Below are 21,088 nucleotides of genomic sequence, written 5' to 3'. Positions count from 1 at the left end.
GGGCGCGCCGCGCGCCGCGGCCCCGCGCCGCTCACCGTGGCCGGCCGCACCCTGGCCTGCGCCGTCTCGGTCGCCGTGCTCGGCGCCAGCGGCTTCACCTGGTACGAGTACCGCAGCCTGGACGATGGCATGATCAAGTCCGGCGCGCTGAGCGAGGCCAAGAAGAACGCCCCGGCGCACCTGGACAAGTCCGTCAACCTGCTGCTGATCGGTCTGGACAGCCGCAAGGACATGGACGGCAACGACCTGCCCAAGCAGTTCGTCGAGGACGAACTGCACGCCGGCTCCAGCGAGATCGGCGGCTACAACACCAACGCCCTGATCGTGCTGCACATCCCGGCCAACGGCGGCAAGGTCACCGCGCTGTCCGTCCCGCGCGACGACTACGTGCAGACCGCCGGCGCGGACGGCAAGATGCACAAGATCAAGGAGGCCTACGGCATCGCCAAGGAGGCCGCCGAGTCCAAGCTCGCCGGAAAGGGCCTGTCCAAGGCGGAGTCGGAGCGGCAGAGCCGGGAGGCGGGCCGCTCGGCCACGATCCAGACCGTGCAGAGCTTCCTGGACGTCCCGATCGACCACTTCGCCGAGGTCAACCTGATCGGCTTCTACGACATCGCCAAGGCGGTGGAGCCGATCCAGGTCTGCCTCAACCACCCGGTCGACGATCCGATCATCGCCCGGACCGCCAGCCACGAGGGCGGCGGCACCGGCCTCAAGCTGCCCGCCGGGATCAGCTCGCTGGACGCCGCCCAGGCGCTCTCCTTCGTCCGCCAGCGCCACCACCTCACCAACGGCGACCTCGACCGCACCCACCGGCAGCAGGCGTTCATCTCCTCCGTCGAGTACAAGCTCAAGCAGCAGGGCATCCTCAACGACTTCGGGCAGATGCAGAAGCTGTTCGGAGTGGTGAAGAAGGACGTCGTGATCGACAACGAGTGGAACATCCTCGACTTCGCCCAGCAGGCGCCCAACCTCACCGGCGGCAACGTCGAGTTCAACACCCTGCCGATCACCGGGTTCAAGACCGTCGGCGGGCAGGAGGTCAACACCGTCAACCCGGACCTGATCAAGAAGATCGCCCGGCAGCTGTTCAGCCACGAACAGGCGCCCGCCGCCCCGGCCGCGACGCCCGGCGACGCCCCGGCGGGGACGACCCCGCCCGCGCCCGCGCCCTCGCCGAGCGCCGCGCCCAAGTCCGTGGTCGACGTCAACGCGGCGGCGGGTGCCGGCGCCGCCGGCACCGAGTCCAAGGCCCTGGTCGAACTCGGTTACCAGGCGGGCCGGATCGGCGACGCCCCTGCGCGGACCCGCACCACCACCGTGACGTACGGCAGCGGTGCCAAGGCCGACGCCCAGGCGGTCGCGGCCCGGTACGGCGTCACGGCCGTGCCGTCCTCGGCGGTCGCGGCGGGCCACGTGCTGGTCACCCTCGGCGCCGGCAGGACCCCGACCCCCACCCCGTCCGCGTCCGCGTCGGGCACGCCGGCCCCGGCCGACGGCTCCGCCGACCCGGCCGCCGGGCTGCCGATGCAGGGGCCCGCGGTGAAGGCCGGCGGGATCCCCTGCGTGGACTGAGTCGGGCGACGGGAGCCCAGCTGACCGGACCGGACCGGACCGGCCTGGACCGGACCGGCCTGGCCGAGGCGGGGCGGTGAACAGCTTTGCGGGCAGGGCTGGTTGGACGACCGGACGTGCGACCGGTCAGGGGCGCGGGGCCTTCTGACCGTGCACGGCGGTGTACTCGGCGGCGAGCCAGGGCGCCAGGTCGTCGATGAGGACGGCCAGGGTGGCGCGGTCGGTGGTGGGGGTGCGGGCGACGGCCGCCGCGAGGCGCATCTGCTCGGCGCGGCCGGGGTAGTGGACGGCGAAGGCCTCGGCGGAGGCGGTGAGGTCGCTCGTCCAGCCGTTCCAGCGGGGCATCACCAGGGTGAAGCCGGTGCGCACGAGCCGACGGGAGACCGCCCGGCTCAGCATGGTGAGCCGGGATTCCGCGTCGGTGGCCAGTCGTTCGCGCCAGCGGGGGAGGGCGAGCGCGAGGTCGCCGTTGGTCTCGCGGGCGAGCAGGGAGGTCGGGCGGTAGCGGGGGAGCAGCGCGCCGAGGTCCTCGCCGAGCAGTGGGGTGCACAGACAGGCGACGAACCAGCCCAGGTCGTGCCGCTCCAGCTCGCTGAGCAGGGTGTCCACGTCGAACAGCAGCACGCCGACACCGTCGACCTGCGGAAAGGCCGCGTCGAGGGCGGCCCCGACGGCGTCGGCCCCGGCGCGGTCCTCCGGGGTGGGCTCGTGGCGCAGGGCGAGCAGCAGGTCCAGGTCGGAGACGCCGGGGACGGCGGTGCCGCGGGGGATGCTGCCGTACAGGTAGGCGCTGTGCAGCCGGGCGGGGTCGAAGGCGGCGGCGATCCGCTCCCGGGCGGCGTCGACCACCGGCCCGAACTCCGGCGGGACGCGCTCCAGTGAGCCCTCCCGCGCGATGTACCCGTCCTCGTCCAGTCCGCGGCTGATCATGACGACACTCTGCCGGTCCGCCGCGCCGTCGGCCAGCGAATATCGGCGGGACGTCCGTGGAGCTGACGCCGGGTCGGATGGCCGGTCCGGACTGTCGGTGGGGTGTGCGAGCATCCATCGTGTGCGAACACGGAGGGAGCGCGCACGGGTACCCGGGGCATCGGTCGGTCGACCGCGCCCCGGTCGCCCCGGTGGAGGTGCGCTCGGCGGCCGGGCGGTTGCTCGGGCCGGCCGACGCGAAGGTGCTGCTGCCTGGCGCGCGCAGCTGCCACCTGCTGGGTCCAACGACTGTTGGCAGCAAGGGAGTTGCGTGATCAGGGTGTCGTGGCCGAGGCCGTGGTGCAGGGCGGCAGCGTGGACGGCGCGGCGGTCGCGCACGTAGCCGTCCGCGTGTTCGCCGAGGTGGAGGTGGCGGGTGGGGAGGTCATCTTGGTCGGCGAGTTCGCCGAGGTGGATGTCGCGGGTGGGGAGGTCATCTTGGTCGGCGAGCCCGAGGTGGTGGACCCGGAGGTGGTGGGCCCTGAGGTCGTCGAGCCGGAGGTGGTGGGCCCTGAGGTCGTCGAGCCCGAGGTGGTCGAGCCCGAGGTGGTCGATCCCGAGGTGGTCGAGCCGGAGGTGGTGGGCCCTGAGGTCGTCGAGCCCGAGGTGGTCGAGCCCGAGGTGGTCGAGCCCGAGGTGGTGGCACCGGAGGGGGTCGCACCCGAAGAGGTCGCGCCCGAGGTCGAGGCCGTCGCCGTCGGGGTGGTCGGCTTCCACGGCGCCGGCGGCGGGACGCCCGGCGCCAGCGGCCCCTGCGGCGGTCCGACGTGCTTGTCCACGACGTCGATCCGCCCGGTCAGCCGGGAGAACCAGCCGCCGGTCTCGATGTTCACCAGGATGATCTCGGTCACCGGCTGTGGCGCCGGCACCACCACGATCAGCGTGCTCGGCTGGAAACCGGCCCAGGCCTTCCCGGTGTACTTGGCGTCGCTGACCAGCACCGGCGGCTTCAGCGGGTTGCCGCAGGCGCAGCGCACCCGGGGCACGCCCTGGGAGTCCACCAGCACGGCGGTGCCCGCCTGGAGGACGGACTGGTACTCGACCACCGCGCCGCTCTTGTAGCTGTGGTTGGTCACCCGGGTGTCCACCCGCAGGTACGCCGAGGTCAGCGAGCGCAGGTAGGACGGGATGGCGGACTGCTCGATGCCGGCCGCCGAGGCCCAGGCCCGTCCGCCGTCACCGCTGGACACCATGCCGATCAGCCGCTCGGTGTCGCAGCTGGGCCTGTTCATCGTCCCGCCGTACAGCCCGGCCGAGGCGCCCTGCACGCTGTGCAGGACGGTCGGGGAGGCGCTCTTCGGCCCACCGCCCGGCTGCTGCGCCGCCGTGGTGGTGGGCGCGGGGGCGGGGGCGCTCACGCCCTGGGTTTCCACCGAAGGGGTGAACGGGGCGGGCCCGGGGTCGGCCGGGGCCTGCAGTGCGACCTCGTTGGCGGTCGGCACGGCCTCGTGCTTGCCGCCCTGATTGCTGACGATCAGCACGGTCGCCACCACGGCCGCCACCACCACGCCCGCCGCCACCGACAGTCCCTTGCCGGAGCGCCACCACGGCGTGTGTGGCCGGCGTCCGCCGCCGCCCGCACCGCCGGCGGACGATCCGGACGGACCGGATGGTCCGGATGGTCCGGATGGACCGGACGGTCCGGACGGTCCGGAGGGCGGTGGCGGTACGGACGGCGGTCCGCCCGTGCCGCCACCCGAGGGCGGCCCGGCCAGCGGGCCGGACGGGGGGCCGGACGGGGGGCCGGTGGGCGAAGCGGTGGGTGGCTCGCTGGGCGGGCCGGGGGGAGGCGGTTGGGAACTCATCGAGGCTCCGTTTCGCAGGCGGCCGGCGCGAACGGTCGGCACGGGAAGCTCCTGCCACTGGAGTTCCATTTCTCCCCCGGTACCCCGTTCGCCGCAACAGCAGGTGGCACGGCCGTCGCCGAGCGTGCCCGGCGGCGGTCGGTCACCCTGGGAAACGAACCGCCCCGTTCGCGCGCAGAGTGCGAGCGGGGGCCGAACAGAGTCCGAGCAAGGGCCGAAGAGAGTCCGAGCAGAGTCCGAGCACAGGGAGGCGGCATGCAGCAGCCCACCACCGGGGCCGCGGGCCCGCCCGGAGCCGTCCGCGGCTGGCTGGACGCGCTCGCCGTGGTGCTGGCCGGGCTGGTCGCGATGGCGGCGGTGGCCGCGCTGGGCCTCTGGCTGGCCGGCGCCGGCGACCTCCCGGAGGGCGGCTTCCCGCCGGTGCTCGCCGCGACGATGGCGCTGGCGGTCGGCGGTTCCGTCCAACTCGACGGCGGCGCGGGCGGTTTCGCCGCGGTGGACGCCGGGGTGAATGCGATGCCGCTGAGCGTCTCGCTGGTCGGCGCGGTGGTGATGGCCGAGGTGTTCCTGCGCCAACTGCGGTTCCGGGCGGTCGCCGGGGGCCGTGAACTGCTCGGCCGGATCGCCCGGACGGTGGTGCTCTGGCTGCTCGCCCTGGTGCTGATCACCGTCACCGCCAAGCACACCTTCGTGATCGAACTCGGCGGCAGCCTGGCGCAGACCATCGGCGGCGCGCTCGGGCTCACCCCGGACGTCGGCTTCCACGCGGAGGGCGTCACCACCATCGGCATCGGGCTGGCCTGGCTGCTGCTGGTGCTCGCGGCGGTCTTCGCGGTGTCCCGCCGGGCGCCGCTGCCGCGCGGCCTGCTGCGCTACCAACTCGCCGTCCGTCCGGCCGCGTTCGCGCTCTGGATGGTGCTGCTGGCGTACGTGGCGATCGGCGCGGTGGCCGGGATCGTCACCGCGCTCGTGCACGGCGACGCCCGGCAGACCATGGCCGTGCTGCTGCTCGCCCTGCCCAACCTGGTCTGGCTGGCCTTCGGCCTCGGCCTCGGCGCCGTCTGGCACGGCCGGCTGGTCGGCGCGCTCGGCCTGCCCGTCCCCAAGCCGCTCAGCGCGGTGCTGCGCACGCCCAACGGCGAGGAGGCGACCATCGACCTCGGCACCCTGGCCGACCACGACGCGCGCAGCTGGTGGCTGCTGCCGCTGGCCGCCGTGCTGCTGGTCGCCGCGGCCTTCCTCGCCGCCTACCGGTCCCCGCGCACCGTGCGGCTCTGGCAGCACGCGGTGCGCTTCGCGCTGGCCACCGCCGTCACCATGCTGCTGGTGGGCCTGTGGACCCGGATAGACGCCGAGTACGGGCTGTCCGTGCTCGGTGTCGGCCTGGGCCAGGGCGGTTTGGGTGACCTGCTCGGCGCGGTGCTCGGCGGCAACAATCCGCTGGCGGCGCTGGGCAGCGGCAGCCTGACGCTGCGCCCGGCCCTGTGGACGGCGGTGCCGCTGGCGGCGGGCTGGGGGCTGCTGGCCGGGCTGTTCGGGGCGCTGCTCGCCTCGCGGGTGCGGCGGCGCGGCGAGGTGACGGAGGAGACGACGGGCGGCTGAGCCCGGCCACCGCGTTCCCGGTTCAGACCAGCTCGGCGATCAGGATGACCGCCGCCGGGACGGCCTGGCCGAGGGCGCCGCGCCACAGCTTCGGCTCCGAGACGAACAGGGTCGTCCCGCCGGCCACCATGAAGGCGGCGATGTAGAGGATCAGCGGCCGCCCCGATCCGGAGTGCCCGGTGTGCAGCAGGACCAGGCCGGTGACCAGGCCGAGGGCCAGGAACAGGTTGTAGAAGCCGACGTTGAACCGCCACAGCCGGACCTCCGGGGCGTCCGCGGTGCTGCCGGTGAGCAGGTAGCGCACCCGCGGGTGCCCGTACAGGTAGCTCTCCAGCGGCCACACCACCAGGTGGATCGCGGCGGCGAGCATGGCGAAGACCTGGCTCACGGCGTTCATGGTCGACTGCTTCCTCGTGTGTTCCAACGGCTTCCTCGTGCGGGCCGGCCGTCCCGGGGCTAGCGGTCCCAGGGCGGCGGGTGGACGACCGGGGCGGCCCAGGCGGGGGGCTCCGGCACCTGGGCGGGGCCGGGGGCCCGGGCGACCGCCGGGACGACCCGGGTGGGCGGCCCGTCCCCGCTCCACGGGGCGGGCACGGCGGCCGCCCGCAGTTCGGCGGCGAACCCCAGGCAGTCCGGGTAGCGGTCGTCGGGGGCCTTTGCGAGCGCCCGGGCGACCACCGCCCCGACCGCCTCCGGGAGATCCGGCCGGTGCCGGCGCAGGTCGGGCGGCGGGTCGTTGAGGTGGGCCCAGAGCAGTGCGAGGTCGCTCTCCCGGCGGAACGGCGGGGCGCCCGCGAGCATCTCGAACACCACGCAGCCGAGGCTGTACTGGTCGCAGCGCCCGTCCAGCGGCCGGCCGGAGATCTGCTCGGGCGCGGCGTAGTCGAGCGTTCCGACGATCTGGCCGACGCTGGTCAGCCCGCTCAGCGACAGGGACTTCTTGGTGAGCCCGAAGTCCGCCAGGTAGAGGTGTTCGGGGTGCTCGCTGTCGGTGCCGGCGGCGACCAGGACGTTGCCCGGCTTGACGTCCCGGTGCACCAGCCCGAGGCCGTGGGCGGCGTCCAGCGCGGAGGCGATCTGCAGCGTCAGCCGGGCGGTGCGCTCGATCGGGAGCGGGGCGTCCCGGTTGATCAGGGCGCGCAGGTCCCCGCCCTCGACGTAGCGCATCGCCAGGTACAGGATGCCGTCGTGCTCCCCGGCCCCGAAGACCGGGACGATGTGCGGGTGGTCGATCCCGGCGGCGGCCTCGGACTCGTGCATGAAGCGCTGCCGGAACACCTCGTTGCGGGCCAGCTCGGGGGCCAGCAGTTTGACCGCGACCGTCCGGCCGAGCCGCAGGTCCTTGGCCCGGTAGACCACGGCCATCCCGCCGCGTCCGATCTCCCGCTCCAGTCGGTAGTCGGCCACCTGCCGTCCGACCAGGCCGGCCGGCAGGCTGGGCGCCGACACCGGAGTCGGTTCGGCGGGGATCACGGCCCGCCGGTCCGGGTGGGCGGGTACGGGTCGGGCCGGGACGGTCCGGTGGTGGCCGGATCGGACACCCGCGGGTCGTGGACCTCCGGCTCCGGCGAGGGCGGCGGCCGGTCGGTGGCCGCGTACGTCTGCAACTGCAGCCCGTCGCAGTAGCACCAGCGGTCGTGCACCGGGTCGAACAGCCAGAGCGCCTCGCCGTCCGCCACCAGGCCGATCCGCAGGCCGCGGGTCCGCTCCCGGAAGGTCTCCAGGTCCAGGGTGCCGGCGGCGAGCTCCGCCAGCAGGGCCCGGTGGCGGGAGAGCGCGGCCTCGGCCTCGGCGAGTGCGGGGCGGGGGTCGGCGGTGCGGGTGGGCGGGCCGTCCGCGGCGGGGGGCGCCTGGGGGAGGGTGACCAGCAGCCGGGCGTCCACCCAGGCGGTCCAGCCGTTGGAGCAGAGCACCTGCGCCCAGTCGCCCTGGTCGGCGATCAGCCGGACCGGGAGCAACGGGTCGAGCCGGGCGGACGGCTGCGCCGGGTCCGGGGCCGCCCAGCTCGCCAGTCCGCCCGGCGGGGCGACATGGGTGGGGCGGAACGCGAACTCGTCCATGGGCGGCCACACTTCCTCCGCCGCGCGAGCCGGAGCCGGAGTCCGCCGCATTGGAGCGGGGGCGGGGGCTGCGTGCGGCACTGACACCGCAGTTCGCTTCCCACTCTACCGGCGGCCACCGGGGCGGCTACTTGCGCATGATGGTCGGCTCGCGCCGCCGCAGCAGGGCGAGCACGGCCAGCCCGTACCCCACCGAAAGGGCGAGCAGGGCACCCATGTCCAGCAGCCAGCCGGTGCGCTCGTGCCGGAACATCGGGTCCTCGGTGATCGGGCTGGGCACGACGAGCCGGCCCAGGTCCACGGTGCGGGCCATGGCGGCCAGGCCCCACCGGGACGGGACGAGCCAGGCGAACTGCTCCAGTCCGGGGACGCCGTTCAGTTTGAGCATCAGGCCGCTGAAGACGACCTGGACGATCGCGAGGAGCACCAGCAGCGGCATCGTGGTCTCCTCCCTGCCGACGAACGCGGAGACCACCAGGCCGAGCATCATCGACGTGAAGCCGAGCAGCGCGATCGCGAGGATCAGCTCGGGCAGCTGGGGCAGCAGCACGCCGCTGGTCACCGGTGGCGGGGCGTTCGGCCGCGGCTGTGCGGTGAGTCCGACCCCGGCCAGGCCGACCACCGTCAGCACTGCGGACTGGGCTGCCGTGACGAGGCCGAGCACCACCACCTTGGAGACCAGGTACGCCGATCTGGACAGCCCGACCACGCGTTCCCGCTGGTAGATCGCGCGCTCCTTGACCACCTCGCGCACCGCGTTGGCCGAGCCGATGAGCACACCGCCGAGGCAGAGCGTCAGCAGGCAGTTGATGGCGTTGTCGTCGCTGAGTCGTGAGCCGGCCATCCCCCGGCACATCAGGCCGATGATGAACGGCAGCGCGATCATCACGGTGAGGAACAGCCTGTCGGCGGCGAGCACCGTGGCGTACCGGCGCACCAGGGTGCCCAGCTGGGAGAACCAGCTCTGCGGCTTCTCCCGGCCGATCACGGGGGTGGAGGCCACCGGTGGCTGCGCCGGGTGCGCGGCCTCGGCCATCACGTACTGGCGGTACTGCGGCGAGGCGCGGAACCGCTGCTGGGAGACCCCCTCGGAGTCGCTCTCGAAGCTCTCGAAGGCCTCCGGCCACTCCTGCTCGCCGAAGTACGCCAGCGCCTCGGTCGGCGGACCGTAGTAGGCCGTCCGGCCGCCGGGGGCGAGCACCAGCAGGCGGTCGCACACGTTGAGGCTCAGGACGCTGTGGGTCACCACGACCACCGTGCGGCCGTCGTCGGCCAGTCCGCGCAGCATCCGCATCACCGAGCGCTCCATGCCCGGGTCCAGCCCGGAGGTCGGCTCGTCGAGGAAGAGCAGGGAGGGCTTGGTGAGCAGCTCCAGCGCGATGCTGACCCGCTTGCGCTGGCCGCCGGAGAGACTGGCGATCACCTGGTGCTCTCGCTTCTCCAGCCCCAGTTCACGGATCACCTCGGAGACCCGGGCCTCGCGCTCGGCGGCCGCGGTGTCGCCCGGGAAGCGCAGTTCGGCGGCGTAGGACAGAGCGCGGCGGACGGTCAGCTGGGTGTGCAGGATGTCGTCCTGGGGGACGAGGCCGATCCGGCGGCGCAGTTCGGCGTAGTCATGGTAGAGATCGCGGCCGTCGTACAGCACGGTTCCCTCGTCGGCGGGGCGCAGCCCGGTGAGCGCGTTGAGCAGGGTGGACTTGCCGGCGCCGCTCGGGCCGGCCACCGCGAGCAGGGTCCGCTCGGTGAGCGGGAAGCCGACGTCGTCCAGCAGCACCCGCTGGTCTGGGCCGACCCGCACGATCAGGTGCTGGACGTCCAGGGAGATCTCGCCGGTGTCGTCGTACTCGACCAGTCGGCCGTCGACCAGGCAGAGCTCGGCGTGGCCGATGCCGACGATGTCGGTCGGGCCGATCGGGGCGTGCCGCACCGGGTGCCCGTTGAGGTAGGTGCCGTTGTGGCTCTCCAGGTCGACGATCTCGTGGCGGCCGTCCGGGAGTTCGCGCAGTTCGGCGTGGTGCCGGGAGACCAGCAGGTCGTCCATGACCAGGTCGTTGTCGGGCGCGCGGCCGATCCGTACGGTCGGGCCGGGCAGGTCCAGGACGGCGCTGGGGCTGCGGAAGACGTTGGAGCTCTCCGGGACGAGCAGGGTCGGGTGCTCGGCGCCCGCCGGGGCGGCGGCGGGGGCGGGCAGGCCGGTGAAGGTCGCGGCCGGGCCGGTGGCCGGATCGCCGAAGCGCAGCCGGGTGCCCGGGCCGACGTCCTCGTGGTCGACCCGGCGGCCCTGGTCGTAGGTGCCGTTGGTGCTGCCGACGTCCTCCAGCTGCCAGTGGCCGGCGGCGGCGCGCAGCACCGCGTGGTGCCAGGACACCCGGGGGTCGTCCAGCACGATCTCGCTGGTCGGGTCGCGGCCCAGGTGGTAGGCCCGGGCCGGGTCGATCAGCTGGGACTCGTGGTCGGTGACCAGGACGAGGGGCGGCGCGGTGGGCGCGCCGGGGCGCTGTCCCATGCTGGGAATTCTATCGTCGGCGCCCGTGAACGGCCTTTCCGGATGCTGACATTGGACTGGACCACTGGCTCGGCGCAGCACTATCGTTCGGCGTGCCCGCAGGCCGAACCACCGGATGGGACCTCATGACGATCTGGCCGCAGCCGCGCAGCTCCCGGACCGTCCGAGCCGGCCGGGCCGACGGCCGGGTGCTGCGGCTGGGCCTGATGGACACCATGCTCGCGGACCTCGCCGTCTCCGTCGTGCTCTGCTTCGACCGGCCGCTGGATGAGGACCGGCTCGCCGCCGGGCTCGCCCTCGCCCTGCACCGGGTGCCGGTGTTCGCCGGACGGCTGCGCACCGACGACGGCGCGCTGCGGGCGGTCTGCGACGACTCCGGAGTGCCGCTGGAGGTCTACAGCGTGGACGGCACCCTCACCGAGGTGATGGGCCGGGTGGTGGCGGCCGGCTCCGAACTGGTCGACCCGGTGGACGCCGTGGCCGCGCGCACCGGGGACGCCCCGCTGCTCACCGTACGGATCACCCGCACCGCCGACGGCGGCACCGTGCTCGGCTGCTCCTGGCACCACGCGATCGGGGACCTGCACAGCTTCATGCTGCTGCTGCGGATCTGGTCGGCGGCGGTCGAGGGCGAACCGCTGCCGGAGGCCGAACTCGTCGCCGACCAGGACGCGTTGCTGGAGGCGGTGCTGCCGGCCGAGGACTGCGGACGCCCCGGCTTCCGGGTGCCCTCGGCGGCGGAGGCGGAGCTGCTGGCCCGCGAGGCGGCCGCCGGTCCGCGCGCCAACCGGACACTCCAGATCGCCTTCACCGATGCCGAAGTCGACCGGATGCGCGAGGAGTTCGGCGCGGCCGCCGGACGCCGGCTGTCCTCCGCGGATGCGCTCTGCGCCCATGTCCTCGCCACCCTGCGCGCCGTGGACGGCGACGAGGCCGAGCGGATGCTCACCGTGCCGGTCAACGCCCGCCGCTGGCTGGGGCTTTCGCCCGCCCTGGTGGGCAACCTGCTGAGCGAGGTGCACCTGCCGCACCGGCCGAAGGACGGACCGGCAGTGCTGGCCGCCGAACTGCGGTCGGCGGTCGAGGAGTTCCCGGCCGCCCACCTCAACCTCCGCGCCAACCTGGACTTCCTGGCCGGGCTGGGCCGTTCCCGGCTGGGGGAGTGCGTGCCGCTGGGCTTCGACCCGACGGAGCGCCGGTTCAGCTTCTCCAACTGGAGCGGCTTCGGTGCCTATCGGCTGAACTTCCAGGGCGGCCCGCCGGTGTTCTTCAGTCCGGCGGCCAACTATCCGCTGCCCTGGGTCAGTTGGACGATCGAAGGGTACCGCGGCGAGGGCCGGCTGAGCACCGTGGTGCTGCCCGCCCGGCTCGCCGCCCGACTGCGCGGGGCGGACGGCCGGGCGGCGCTGCACCGGTTCCGGTCGGCGACCGACCAGCCGCCCGCCTCGGCGGCGGTGCTGCCGAAGGTGCTGTGAGCTCCTTCTTCGGAGGGCCGACGGTGCGGTGACCTGCTGCGCTAGAAGGACTGCTCGATCGCGGTCCACAGCCGCAGCCGGGCCTCCAGCGCCGTCCGGACGGTCTCGGCGCAGGAGTCCCACACGGCCTGGTCGTCGCCGCACAGGTCGATCAGCATCTGCATCGCCATCGGGGTGTGCTGCTCGCCGTCCACCTCGATGTGGCGGGCCAGGTAGTCCTTGAACACGGTGAGCACGCCGTCGGGGTCGTCGATCCCGACCACCTGGGTGAACATGTCCGGGATGAGGTCCTCGCGGCCGAAGGCGAAGGCGGCGGCCCGGCCGTGCACCGGCGCGTTCTCCACGATCGACCAGGTGACGGAGGTGAAATCGACGGCGGGCCCGGGCACGCCGGCCGTCTTGAGGGCCTCCGGCACGGACCGGCCGGAGCCCAGCAGGGCCAGGAAGTCCGTCACCGGGCGGGGGTCGGCGCCGGCCTGGCGCATGCCCTCGACGTACAGCTCGAAGTGGCTGGTGAAGCCCTCGCCCAGCTCGTCGCTCTCCTCCACCAGGACGATCTCGTTGATCAGCCGGCGGCTGGCGGTCGGACCGCTCGGGACCCACGGCACGTCCACGCAGGTGAGGTCGCGCTGCAGGCTCTTGAGCAGCGACATGAAGTCCCAGACGGCGAAGACGTGGCTGTCCAGGAAGGTGCGGACGCGCTCGATGCTGGTCAGCGAGCGGTACACCGAGTGCTCGACGACCTCGCGGCGCAGCGGGTCGATGGCCTGCTGGAGACTGGTCAGGCCGGGGTGGGAACGGTCCCAGTGGTAGCGGTTGCTGGACAACGGTGCTCCTGTTCCAGGGGGTTGTGTTCTCTGAGGCTGTGTTCTCGGGGGAGGGGGCGGTGGCCGCGTGACGCGGGTCAGTGGGCTTTCATAACGGACCGCAGCGCGTGCCGCAACTGTTCGCGGCCGGGCTGGACGGCCCGGTCCAGCGCGGGGGCGAAGGGGAGCACCGCGCCGTCCGGGCGGGTGATCCGGCGCGGTGGGGCGATCAGGCGCATCTCCTCGGCGGCGGTGGCCAGCACCTCGGCGCCGAAGCCGCAGCTGCGGTTGGAGTCGTCCACCACGACCAGTCGGCCAGTGCGTTCCAGCGACTCGGCGAGCGCGGACCAGTCGAAGGGGTGGACGGTGCGCGGGTCGAGGACCTCCGCCGAGAGCTCCGGTGCCAGCTCCTCGGCGACGGCCAGGGCGTCGTGCACCAGGTGCCCGAGGGCGACCACGGTGACGTCGGTGCCGGGGCGGTGGATCCGGGCCCGGCCGAGCGGGACGGGCGCCAGCTCCCAGGTGACGGTCTCGCGCACCGGCAGGGCCGCGGCCGGGGCGAACACCACCACCGGGTCCGGGTCACGGATCGCCGAGCGCAGCAGCCCGTAGGCGTCGGTCGGGGTGGCGGGCACCACGGTCTTCACCCCGGCGTGGGCGAACAGGCTGTACGGGTGGTCGGAGTGCTGCCCGGCCCAGCCGTCCCGGGAGCCCGAGCCGGGCACCAGGCAGGTCAGCGGGACGGCCGCCTGGCCGCCGGTCATCAGCGAGAACTTGTGGGCCTGGTTGACGAGTTGCTCGAAGACCAGGAAGAGCAGCGAGGGGATCTGGAACTCCAGCACCGGCCGCCGCCCGGCCAGTGCGGCGCCCATCGCCATCGCGGTGAAGGCCTGTTCGGACAGCGGGGTGTCCACGATCCGCCCGGGCCCGAAGCGGTCCAGCAGGCCCAGGGTCGGGCCGGCCATGCCCGCGCCGATGTCCTCGCCGAACACGCAGACCGCCGGGTCCTCGGCGAGTTCGTCGGCCAGCGCCCGGTTGAGCGCCTTGGTGTACGAGAGCCTGGTCACGCCGACACCCCCGCCCGGGGCCGCAGGCCGTCGGCGTACAGGTGGTCCAGCGCGCCCGCCGGGTCCGGGTGGGCTGAGGCGAGCGCGAACTTCTCGGCGGCGGCCAGCTGTTCGGCCACCGAGCGGTCCAGCTCGGCGACCGTCGCCGGGTCGAGCGGGGCGGCGGCCCGGGGCAGCGGGTCGCGCTCGCGCCAGGCCGCGACCTCCTCGGGGGCGCGGTAGCGCAGCTTCATCCGGCGCTCCATGGTGTGGTGGCCCTCGTAGCGGTAGGTGCGGCACTCCAGGAAGCCGGGGCCGTCGCCGGAGCGGGCCCGCCCGACCGCGCGCAGGGCGGCGGCGCGCACCGCCTCGGTGTCCATGCCGTCGACCTGCTCGGCGGGGATGCCGAATGCCGCGGCCCGGCCGGTGGCGCTGCCTGCGACGGCGGTGGCGGCGGGCAGGGTGGTGGCGTAGCCGTTGTTCTCGCAGACGAAGACGACCGGCAGCCGCCACATCGCCGCGAGGTTGAGCGATTCCAGCAGCACGCCCTGGTTGAGCGCGCCGTCGCCGAAGAAGGCCACCGCCACCGCGTCGTCGTCGGCTTCCCCGTGTCGGGAGGCCCAGGCCGCGCCGACCGCGATCGGGGCCCCGGCGCCGACGATGCCGTTGGCGCCGAGGATGCCCAGCGAGAGGTCGGCGGCGTGCATCGAGCCGCCCCGGCCGCCGTTCAACCCGTCGACCCGGCCTGCGAGTTCGGCGAGCAGCCGGTGCGGGGCGGCGCCCCGGGCGAGCACGTGCCCGTGCCCGCGGTGGGTGCTGGTGAGCCGGTCGGCCGGGCCGAGCGCCGAGCAGACGCCGACGGCGACGGCCTCCTGGCCGATGTACGGGTGGATGCCGCCGGGGATCGCGCCGGACGTCACCAGGCCGAGCGCCAGCTCCTCGAAGCCGCGGATCAGCCGCAGCATCCGGTAGCGCTCGGCGGGGGTGGTCAGGGGTGCGGTCACCGCTCTGCCCGCCAGACCGTGGGGCAGTAGGCCGGGTCGGCGTAGTCCGGCCGGTCGTCGGCGGTGCGGCGCACCAGCACGTCGTGGTTGTACACCACCGGGCCGCCGTCCGGGCGTTCGTGCCGGCGGTACTCGTTGGCGCCGTCCTGGAGGTGCAGCGACACGGCCCGGCGGGGGAAGGACGCCAGGTTGGGGCCGCTGCCGTGGTAGGTGCGGCAGTGGTGGAAGGACATGTGGCCGCGCGGGATCAGCATCGGGACCTTGCGCACCCGCTGCCCGTTGAACGCGGCGTTGGCGTCCAGGATGGCGTCCAACTCGCCGCTGTCGCGGTCGGCGAAGTGCCGGGTGGAGTCCTCGCCGGAGGGCAGCTCCCGCCAGCGGTGGCTGCCGTCGATCATGGTGATGGTGCCGTTCTCCTCGCGGCAGTCGTGGAACGGGATGAAGGCGGTGAGCATGTCCTCGGAGGTGGAGGTCTGCCAGTAGTGCTTGTCGAAGTGCCACGGCACCCGGTTGCTGGGCTCCCCGGGCACCGGCGGCTTGTAGATCAGGGTGGACTGGAAGATCCGGATCTCCTCGGCCCCGGCCAGCAGCGCGGCCACCGCTCCGACCAGCGGCTTGCGCAGGATCGCGCCGATCGCGTCACTCTCGTGGTGGACGTAGTCGTTGTGCCGCTGGACGGGCCCGTGCGAGGGCTCCCAGGCGGCCAACCGGGCCGGGCGGACGGGCAGTTCGCGGTCGCGGTGGCCCGCGTAGTACAGCTCGGTGGCGGCCTGGAGGGTGTCCAGCTCCTCGTCGCTGAACAGCCTGCGGGAGAGGTACCAGCCGTGCTCGCGGTAGTGCGCCACCTCCTCGGGGGTGGGCAGCAGGGCGTGTTCGGCGTCGGTGAGGCGGAACTCGGTGGCGGTGGTCATCGGTGGTGCTTCCCTTCTGGGAGCGGTCAGCCGGCGGTGACGGAGGTCTGGCGCTCGACCGCCTCGTACAGCGCCTTGATGTTCGCGGTGCCGAACGTGCCGGCGCCCTGGCGCTCGATCAGCTCCAGGAAGGAGGTGCGCCGGGGGTGGGTCGAGCGGGCGAAGATCTGGAACAGCTGGCCGCCGTGGTCCTGGTCGACCAGGACGTGCAGGTCGCGCAGGGTCTCCACCGGGATGGCCGTCCCGCCGAGCCGCTCGGTGAGCGCGTCGAAGTAGGCGCCCGGGGTGGTCAGGAACTCCACGCCGCGCGCGCGGATCGTCCGGACGGCGGTGGCGATGTCATGGGTGCTGAAGGCCAGGTGCTGCACCCCGGCGCCGCCGTGGGCGGCCAGGAACTCGTCGATCTGGCCGGGGCGGCGGGCGGTGTCGGGCTCGATCAGGGTGAAGGTGACCAGGCCGGAGGCGCTCTGCACCACGGTGGAGTCCATGGCCTGCTCGCCGACCTCGATGTACTCCTCGAAGATCGCGTGGAAGCCGAGCGCGGCCTCGCAGAACCGTACGGCGCCGGCGAGTTCGCCGCCGGGCAGGCAGATCGCGACGTGGTCGAGGGCGTCCAGCAGGCCCGGCCCGGCGGGCTCGGCGGCGGTGTCGGCGGGGTCGGTGGCGGGCCCGGCGGGTTCGGCGGGCCCGGCCGCGTGCATCGAGGTGAACCGCAGGGCCGTGTCGCCGAAGCCGGCGATCAGGCAGGCCTCCCGGTCCAGCACCCGGGCGCCGTGCCGTTCGGCCCGCTCCAGGGCGGCCCGCGGGTCGGCGCAGCCGAGGGCGAGGGCGGCGACGCCGTCCCCGTGCCGGGCGACGTAGGCGGACACCGGGTGGCCGGGGTCGGCGGCGGAGGTCAGCCGCAGCCGGATCGAGCCCTGGCGCAGGTCGATGGTGCGGGTGCCGTCCGCCGAGGTGCTCGGGGGGTCGGCGGTGAAGTCGTAGTCGGCGTGCAGTCCGGCTGCGGTCTTGTCGGCGTCCGCGCAGTGGAACTCGACGCGGGCGATGGTCTGGATGGACAACGGGATCTCCCCCCGGAGGGATGTCGGGTCGAGCGCGTGGTGGTGCGGGCGGTCGCGGCCGGGCGGGTCCGACCGTGTGCGTCGCGCGGCCCGGCGGGAACGGTCGGGCCCGCCTCAGCCGGTCGGCCGGACGGAGGCCGGGCCGAGGATCAGGCTCAGGTTGTGGCCGCCGAAGGCGAAGGCGTTGCTCAGTGCGGCGCGCACCGGGCCGGACCGGGCGGCGCCCCGGACGTGGTCCAGGTCGCAGGCCGGGTCGGGGTCGGTCAGGTTGAGCGTCGGCGGCAGTGTCCCCCGCGCCACCGCCAGGGCCGTTACCGCCGCCTCCAACGCGCCCGCGGCGCCCAGGAGATGGCCGGTGGCGCCCTTGGTGGAGCTGACCGCCGGCCGGTGCGCGCCGAAGACGGCGTGCAGGGCGGCGGTCTCCGCCGCGTCACCGAGCTTGGTGCCGGTGCCGTGGGCGTTCACGTAGTCGATGTCGCCCGGTGTCAGGCCCGCGTTGGCGAGCGCCATCCGCATCGCGTCGGCGGCGCCGGTGCCGTCCGGGCGGGGCATGGTCGGGTGGTGGGCGTCGGTGGAGGCGCCCCAGCCGAGCACGTCGGCGTACCCGGTGGCGCCGCGCGCGGCGGCGTGCCCGGCGCGCTCCAGGACGAGGACGGCGCTGCCCTCGCCCAGCACGAAGCCGTTGCGGCGGGCGTCGAAGGGCCGGCTGGACTGCTCGGGGTCGTCCCAACCCTGGGCCAGGGCGCGGGCGTTGGTGAAGGCGGCGGCGATGGTCGGGTGCAGCGAGGACTCGGTGCCGCCGCACACCACCACATCGGCGTCGCCCGCGCGGATCAGCCGCAGCCCCTCGGCGATCGCCTGGGCGCCGGCCGCGCAGGCCGTCACCACGGCCGAACTGTAGCCGCGGATCCCGTACTTGATGGCGATCCGGGCGGCGGCCATGTTGGACAGCATGCCCGGCAGCAGGTACGGGCTGACGCCGGGGCGGCCGCGGTCCAGCCGCCGGTGGGACTGCTGCTCGAAGGTCTCCAGGCCGCCGCCCCCGGTGGCCAGCACCACGGCGGTGCGGTGCGGGTCGGCGTCCCGGCCGACCTCCAGGGCGGCGTCGGCGAGCGCGTCGTCGGCGGCGGCCAGGGCGAGCAGCACGAAGCGGTCCACGCAGCGGGTCTCGGTGGGCGGCAGCACCTCGCGGCCGTCCACAGCGGGGGCGATCCCGGCGGCCGGCAGCCAGCCGTGCGCGGGGTGGCCCTCGGGGACGGCCCGCAGGCCGGAGCGGCCGGCGGCCAGCGCCTCGAACACCTCGGCGGGCTTGCGGCCGAGCGGTGAGACCAGGCCGATGCCGGTGATGACGGCTGCTTCGCGCGCGGTCACCGGGCGCTCACCCCCGCCAGATGACGCTGACGCAGCAGTACCTTGCGGACCTTGCCGGTCGGGCCGAGCGGGATGTCGTCCCCGGTGACCACCAGGACTCGGCGCACGGTCGCGGCGGTGGCGTCGTCCAGGGCGGCGACCACCGCCTTGGCGCGGTCGGCGTCCGGGCCGTCGCCGCGGTCGGCGCCCTCGGTGAGGAGCAGCAGCACGTCGGTGACCACCTGCTCGCCGTCCCGTACCGCGACCACCGTGCAGTCCAGCACGTCCGTCCGCGCGGCCAGCACCCGTTCCTCCGACATCGCGGTGAACAGCCGCTTTCCGTCGCCGAGTTCGAGCGAGTCCACGGCCCGGTCGACGTGGTAGTAGTAGCCCTCCTCGTCCCGGTACATCAGGTCCCCGGTGAGGAAGCGGCCGCGCAGCCGGGTGCGGAAGGTGGTGGCCGAGTCGTTCCAGTAGCCGAGCGCCAGGGTCGGTGAGGCGGTGGCGAGTTCGCCGACCTCGCCGGGCCCGAGCGGCTCGCCGTCCGGGCCGACCACGACGCAGTCGACGAAGGCGTGCGGACGGCCGACGCAGCGCCCGTAGCGCTCGGTGCCGGGGCCGTGGGTGATGAAGAAATGGGAGTGGCCCATCTCGGTGGAGCCCAGGCCGTCCACGAACAGCGAGCCGGGCAGCCGGGAGCGGCCCGCGCGGGTGACGGCCTCCCGGCTGCCGGTGGCGATCAGCCGGCGGATGTGCACTTCGTGGGCGCAGTCGCCGGTGTTCCACCAGAGCGCGACGGACGCCAAGTCCCGTGCGGCGAGGTCGTGGTGGGCGAGGTCGGCCCAGGTCGCGGCGAAGCCGATCACCCCGGTGGGGCGCCAGCGCTCGATCGCGTCCAGCACCCCGGCGCCGGCCTGGCCGGAGAGGCAGGCGAGCTCGGTGTGCGAGCTGAGCGCGAGGTTGAGCGCGATCAGGGTCGCGGCGTGCGGGGCGGGCAGGGCGCTGAGCATCCGGTCCTGGCCCTGGGGGCGGGGCAGCCGCAGCCGGTGGCGGATCGCCGCGTACAGGCTCGCGTGGGAGTGGACGACGGCCTTCGGCATGCCGGTGGTGCCGGAGGAGTGGGTGATCGCCACCGGGTCCCCGGACCAGTGCCGGTACGGCTCGGGGGCGGCCTCCGGGTCGCCCGCGCCGAGGGTGGCGATCTCGGGCAGCAGTGGCGCGCCCGGGTCGTGGCCGGCCAGGGCGGTCAGGTGGGCCGGGTCGGCGAGCACTCCGGCCGCGCCGATCCGGGCGATGTAGCGGGCGGCGCGCTCGGCGTCCAGGTGGGGGTTGAGCAGCGCGGGGACGGCGCCGAGCCGGGCCAGGGCGAGGAAGGCGAGCACGTGGTCGGCGGCGTCGCCGGCGTAGACCACGACCGGGTCGTGCCGGGTGATGCCGAGGCCGTGCAGGGCGGCGGCGCGGGCCCGGACGGCGCGGTCGAGCTCACGCAGGGTGAGCGGCTGCCAGGCGGGGTGGTGGTCCACCGGGGTGTCGAAGGTGAGCAGCGGCTCGTCCAGGCCCTGGCCGAGGGCGATCCGGGCGGTCAGCACGTTGCCGGCGCCCACGTCGGGGTCGTCCGCGAGCTGGGTGCGGAGACTGCGGATGGTCACGGGGGTGGATCCCTCCCTCGGGGCCGGGGCGGCCCGGGCGGCTGATCGGGGTGGCAGGGTGCTTCCGGCGCGCGGACGGCGGCGGGGATGCGGCGGGGATGCGGCGTGGGCGGGGCCGACGGCGGGCCGGGCGGCCGGCTGGTGTGCCGGGTGCTGCTGCGGCGGGCGGCGGGCGGCGGGCCTCGTCGATGGCAACGGGCGGGCGGGCCGGGCGGGTTCAGCCGCCCGGGTGGGTGAGCAGGACGGCCACCGCGTGGTCGCCGTCGGCGCTCTGCTCGGCGGCGATGACCAGCACGTGGTCGGCGTCCCCGTCGGCGAGCAGCAGCGCGGCCAGCTCGTACGCGTCCGCGGGGACGGTGCCGGGTACGGCCTCGGCCGGGCTGGTCGCCACGACGGGGCCGGTCAGGCCCCAGCGGGCGGCGATGTGCCCGAGGACGGCGTTGGGGTTGGACTGGAAGAACAGCAGGGGGGCCGGGCGCCGTCCGGGCTCCGCGCTGCGGTCGATGGCCCGCGCGGTGGCGCGGTCGCCGCTTGCGCTGGCGAGCAGCAGGGCGGTCCGCCCGGGGGCGGGTGGCGGGCCGTGGTGGGCGCGCAGGCAGTGGTCGGCGGTGTCGGCGATCAGGGGGCCCAGGCCGGAGGCGGCGAAGCCGGGCAGTGGCGGCGGGGGTCCGTGGAGGTCCGGGCCGGGGCGGCGGGCCTGGGCGAGGACGCGGAGCGGGCTGGCGGCAGGGGAGGTCATGGTGTGGGTGTCGGGGTCAGGCGGCGGCCAGCAGCAGCGCGGTGTTGGCGCCGCCGAAGGCGGAGTTGAGGCTGAGCGCGTAGCGGGGCCGGGCGGTGTGCGGGCCGTCCAGGACGAGGTCCAGCCGGACGGCCGGGTCGGGGCCGAGCCAGCCGGCGTTGACCGGGACCATTCCGGTGTCCAACGCGCCGATGGTGACGGCGAGTTCGAGCAGTGCGGAGGCCTCCAGGGCGTGGCCGTGCACGGACTTGCTGGAGCTGACCGGGAGTTCGGCGGTGTGTGGGCCGAACACCCGCCGCAGGGCGGTGGCTTCGGCCTGGTCGGCGAGGTCGGATCCGGTGCCGTTGGCGTTGACGTAGCCGACCTCGGCGGGGGCGACGCCGGCCCGGGCCGCGGGGGCGGCGGGGGGGGCGGGGGGGGGGGGGGGGGGGGGGGGGGGGGGGGGGGGGGGGGGGGGGGGGGGGGGGGGGGGGGGGGGGGGGGGGGGGGGGGGGGGGGGGGGGGGGGGGGGGGGGGGGGGGGGGGGGGGG

Annotated in this window: 17 protein-coding genes and 1 pseudogene; 3 read left to right on the top strand and 15 right to left on the bottom strand. The window is 74.7% G+C overall.

Going from position 1 to position 21,088, the window contains the following annotated elements:
- On the top strand, positions 1 to 1,575 hold a 1,575-nt coding region (locus BG452_RS09930), incomplete at its 5' end, for an LCP family protein (protein WP_223242001.1).
- A 126-nt stretch (positions 1,576 to 1,701) separates the two neighbouring features.
- Here the strand turns inward: BG452_RS09930 and BG452_RS09925 are convergent.
- Complete coding sequence (locus tag BG452_RS09925; RefSeq protein WP_188303855.1) at positions 1,702 to 2,505, bottom strand: nucleotidyltransferase; 804 nt, start codon at positions 2,503 to 2,505, stop codon at positions 1,702 to 1,704.
- 314 nt (positions 2,506 to 2,819) lie between these two features.
- Positions 2,820 to 4,064: a DUF6777 domain-containing protein gene (locus tag BG452_RS09920; RefSeq protein ID WP_188303854.1), complete on the bottom strand. Its 1,245-nt coding sequence runs from the start codon at positions 4,062 to 4,064 to the stop codon at positions 2,820 to 2,822.
- A gap of 540 nt (positions 4,065 to 4,604) precedes the next feature.
- Here BG452_RS09920 and BG452_RS09915 point away from each other — a divergent pair.
- The gene (locus BG452_RS09915) at positions 4,605 to 5,951 is read left to right on the top strand and encodes a streptophobe family protein (RefSeq protein ID WP_188303853.1); all 1,347 of its coding nucleotides are present in this window, start codon (positions 4,605 to 4,607) and stop codon (positions 5,949 to 5,951) included.
- Between the two features lie 22 nt (positions 5,952 to 5,973).
- Here the strand turns inward: BG452_RS09915 and BG452_RS09910 are convergent, their stop codons facing one another.
- From BG452_RS09910 to BG452_RS09895, 4 genes are all read right to left on the bottom strand, one after another.
- Positions 5,974 to 6,348 (bottom strand): DUF1304 domain-containing protein, encoded by a 375-nt coding sequence (locus BG452_RS09910; RefSeq protein ID WP_188303852.1) that lies wholly within the window; start codon positions 6,346 to 6,348, stop codon positions 5,974 to 5,976.
- A gap of 59 nt (positions 6,349 to 6,407) precedes the next feature.
- Complete coding sequence (locus tag BG452_RS09905) at positions 6,408 to 7,424, bottom strand: serine/threonine-protein kinase (RefSeq protein ID WP_317620972.1); 1,017 nt, start codon at positions 7,422 to 7,424, stop codon at positions 6,408 to 6,410.
- Entirely contained in the window at positions 7,421 to 8,011 is a 591-nt protein-coding gene (locus BG452_RS09900; RefSeq protein ID WP_188303851.1) for a hypothetical protein, read from the bottom strand. Before BG452_RS09900 ends, BG452_RS09905 begins: the two co-directional genes overlap by 4 nt.
- A 127-nt stretch (positions 8,012 to 8,138) precedes the next feature.
- Positions 8,139 to 10,517 carry an FHA domain-containing protein gene (locus tag BG452_RS09895; protein WP_188303850.1) on the bottom strand — a complete coding sequence of 793 codons (2,379 nt, stop codon included), beginning with the start codon at positions 10,515 to 10,517 and terminating at the stop codon, positions 8,139 to 8,141.
- Between the two features lie 125 nt (positions 10,518 to 10,642).
- Here BG452_RS09895 and BG452_RS09890 point away from each other — a divergent pair, with 125 nt between their 5' ends.
- Positions 10,643 to 11,992, top strand: a complete 1,350-nt coding sequence (locus tag BG452_RS09890) for an acyltransferase (RefSeq protein ID WP_188303849.1) — start codon at positions 10,643 to 10,645, stop codon at positions 11,990 to 11,992.
- 41 nt (positions 11,993 to 12,033) lie between these two features.
- Here the strand turns inward: BG452_RS09890 and BG452_RS09885 are convergent, their stop codons facing one another.
- The 9 genes and pseudogenes from BG452_RS09885 to BG452_RS09845 all read right to left on the bottom strand — a co-directional run.
- Positions 12,034 to 12,819: a DUF3050 domain-containing protein gene (locus BG452_RS09885; protein ID WP_188303848.1), complete on the bottom strand. Its 786-nt coding sequence runs from the start codon at positions 12,817 to 12,819 to the stop codon at positions 12,034 to 12,036.
- 77 nt (positions 12,820 to 12,896) lie between these two features.
- A complete protein-coding gene (locus tag BG452_RS47615; protein ID WP_188303847.1) occupies positions 12,897 to 13,865 on the bottom strand; it encodes an alpha-ketoacid dehydrogenase subunit beta in 969 nt (322 codons plus the stop codon).
- A complete protein-coding gene (locus BG452_RS09875; RefSeq protein WP_188303856.1) occupies positions 13,862 to 14,809 on the bottom strand; it encodes a thiamine pyrophosphate-dependent dehydrogenase E1 component subunit alpha in 948 nt (315 codons plus the stop codon). The genes BG452_RS47615 and BG452_RS09875 overlap by 4 nt, the downstream gene beginning before the upstream one ends.
- A 35-nt stretch (positions 14,810 to 14,844) precedes the next feature.
- On the bottom strand, positions 14,845 to 15,759 hold the full coding sequence (locus BG452_RS09870; protein ID WP_188303846.1) for a phytanoyl-CoA dioxygenase family protein: 915 nt from the start codon (positions 15,757 to 15,759) through the stop codon (positions 14,845 to 14,847).
- Positions 15,760 to 15,785: 26 nt separating this feature from the next.
- On the bottom strand, positions 15,786 to 16,820 hold the full coding sequence (gene hppD, locus BG452_RS09865) for a 4-hydroxyphenylpyruvate dioxygenase (RefSeq protein ID WP_188303845.1): 1,035 nt from the start codon (positions 16,818 to 16,820) through the stop codon (positions 15,786 to 15,788).
- Positions 16,821 to 16,934: 114 nt separating this feature from the next.
- Positions 16,935 to 18,191 carry a beta-ketoacyl-[acyl-carrier-protein] synthase family protein gene (locus BG452_RS09860; protein WP_188303844.1) on the bottom strand — a complete coding sequence of 419 codons (1,257 nt, stop codon included), beginning with the start codon at positions 18,189 to 18,191 and terminating at the stop codon, positions 16,935 to 16,937.
- The gene (locus tag BG452_RS09855) at positions 18,188 to 19,819 is read right to left on the bottom strand and encodes a class I adenylate-forming enzyme family protein (protein ID WP_188303843.1); all 1,632 of its coding nucleotides are present in this window, start codon (positions 19,817 to 19,819) and stop codon (positions 18,188 to 18,190) included. Before BG452_RS09855 ends, BG452_RS09860 begins: the two co-directional genes overlap by 4 nt.
- Before the next feature lie 217 nt (positions 19,820 to 20,036).
- Entirely contained in the window at positions 20,037 to 20,558 is a 522-nt protein-coding gene (locus BG452_RS09850; RefSeq protein ID WP_188303842.1) for a beta-ketoacyl synthase N-terminal-like domain-containing protein, read from the bottom strand.
- A gap of 16 nt (positions 20,559 to 20,574) precedes the next feature.
- Positions 20,575 to 21,088, bottom strand: a pseudogene (locus BG452_RS09845) (hypothetical protein); the annotation flags it as partial.

This window comes from Streptomyces sp. CBMA123 (assembly GCF_014596465.1).
GTDB lineage: Bacteria > Actinomycetota > Actinomycetes > Streptomycetales > Streptomycetaceae > Kitasatospora.
The sequence above is the reverse complement of the archived record's forward strand: the minus strand, read 5'-3'. Positions and strand labels throughout refer to the sequence as shown.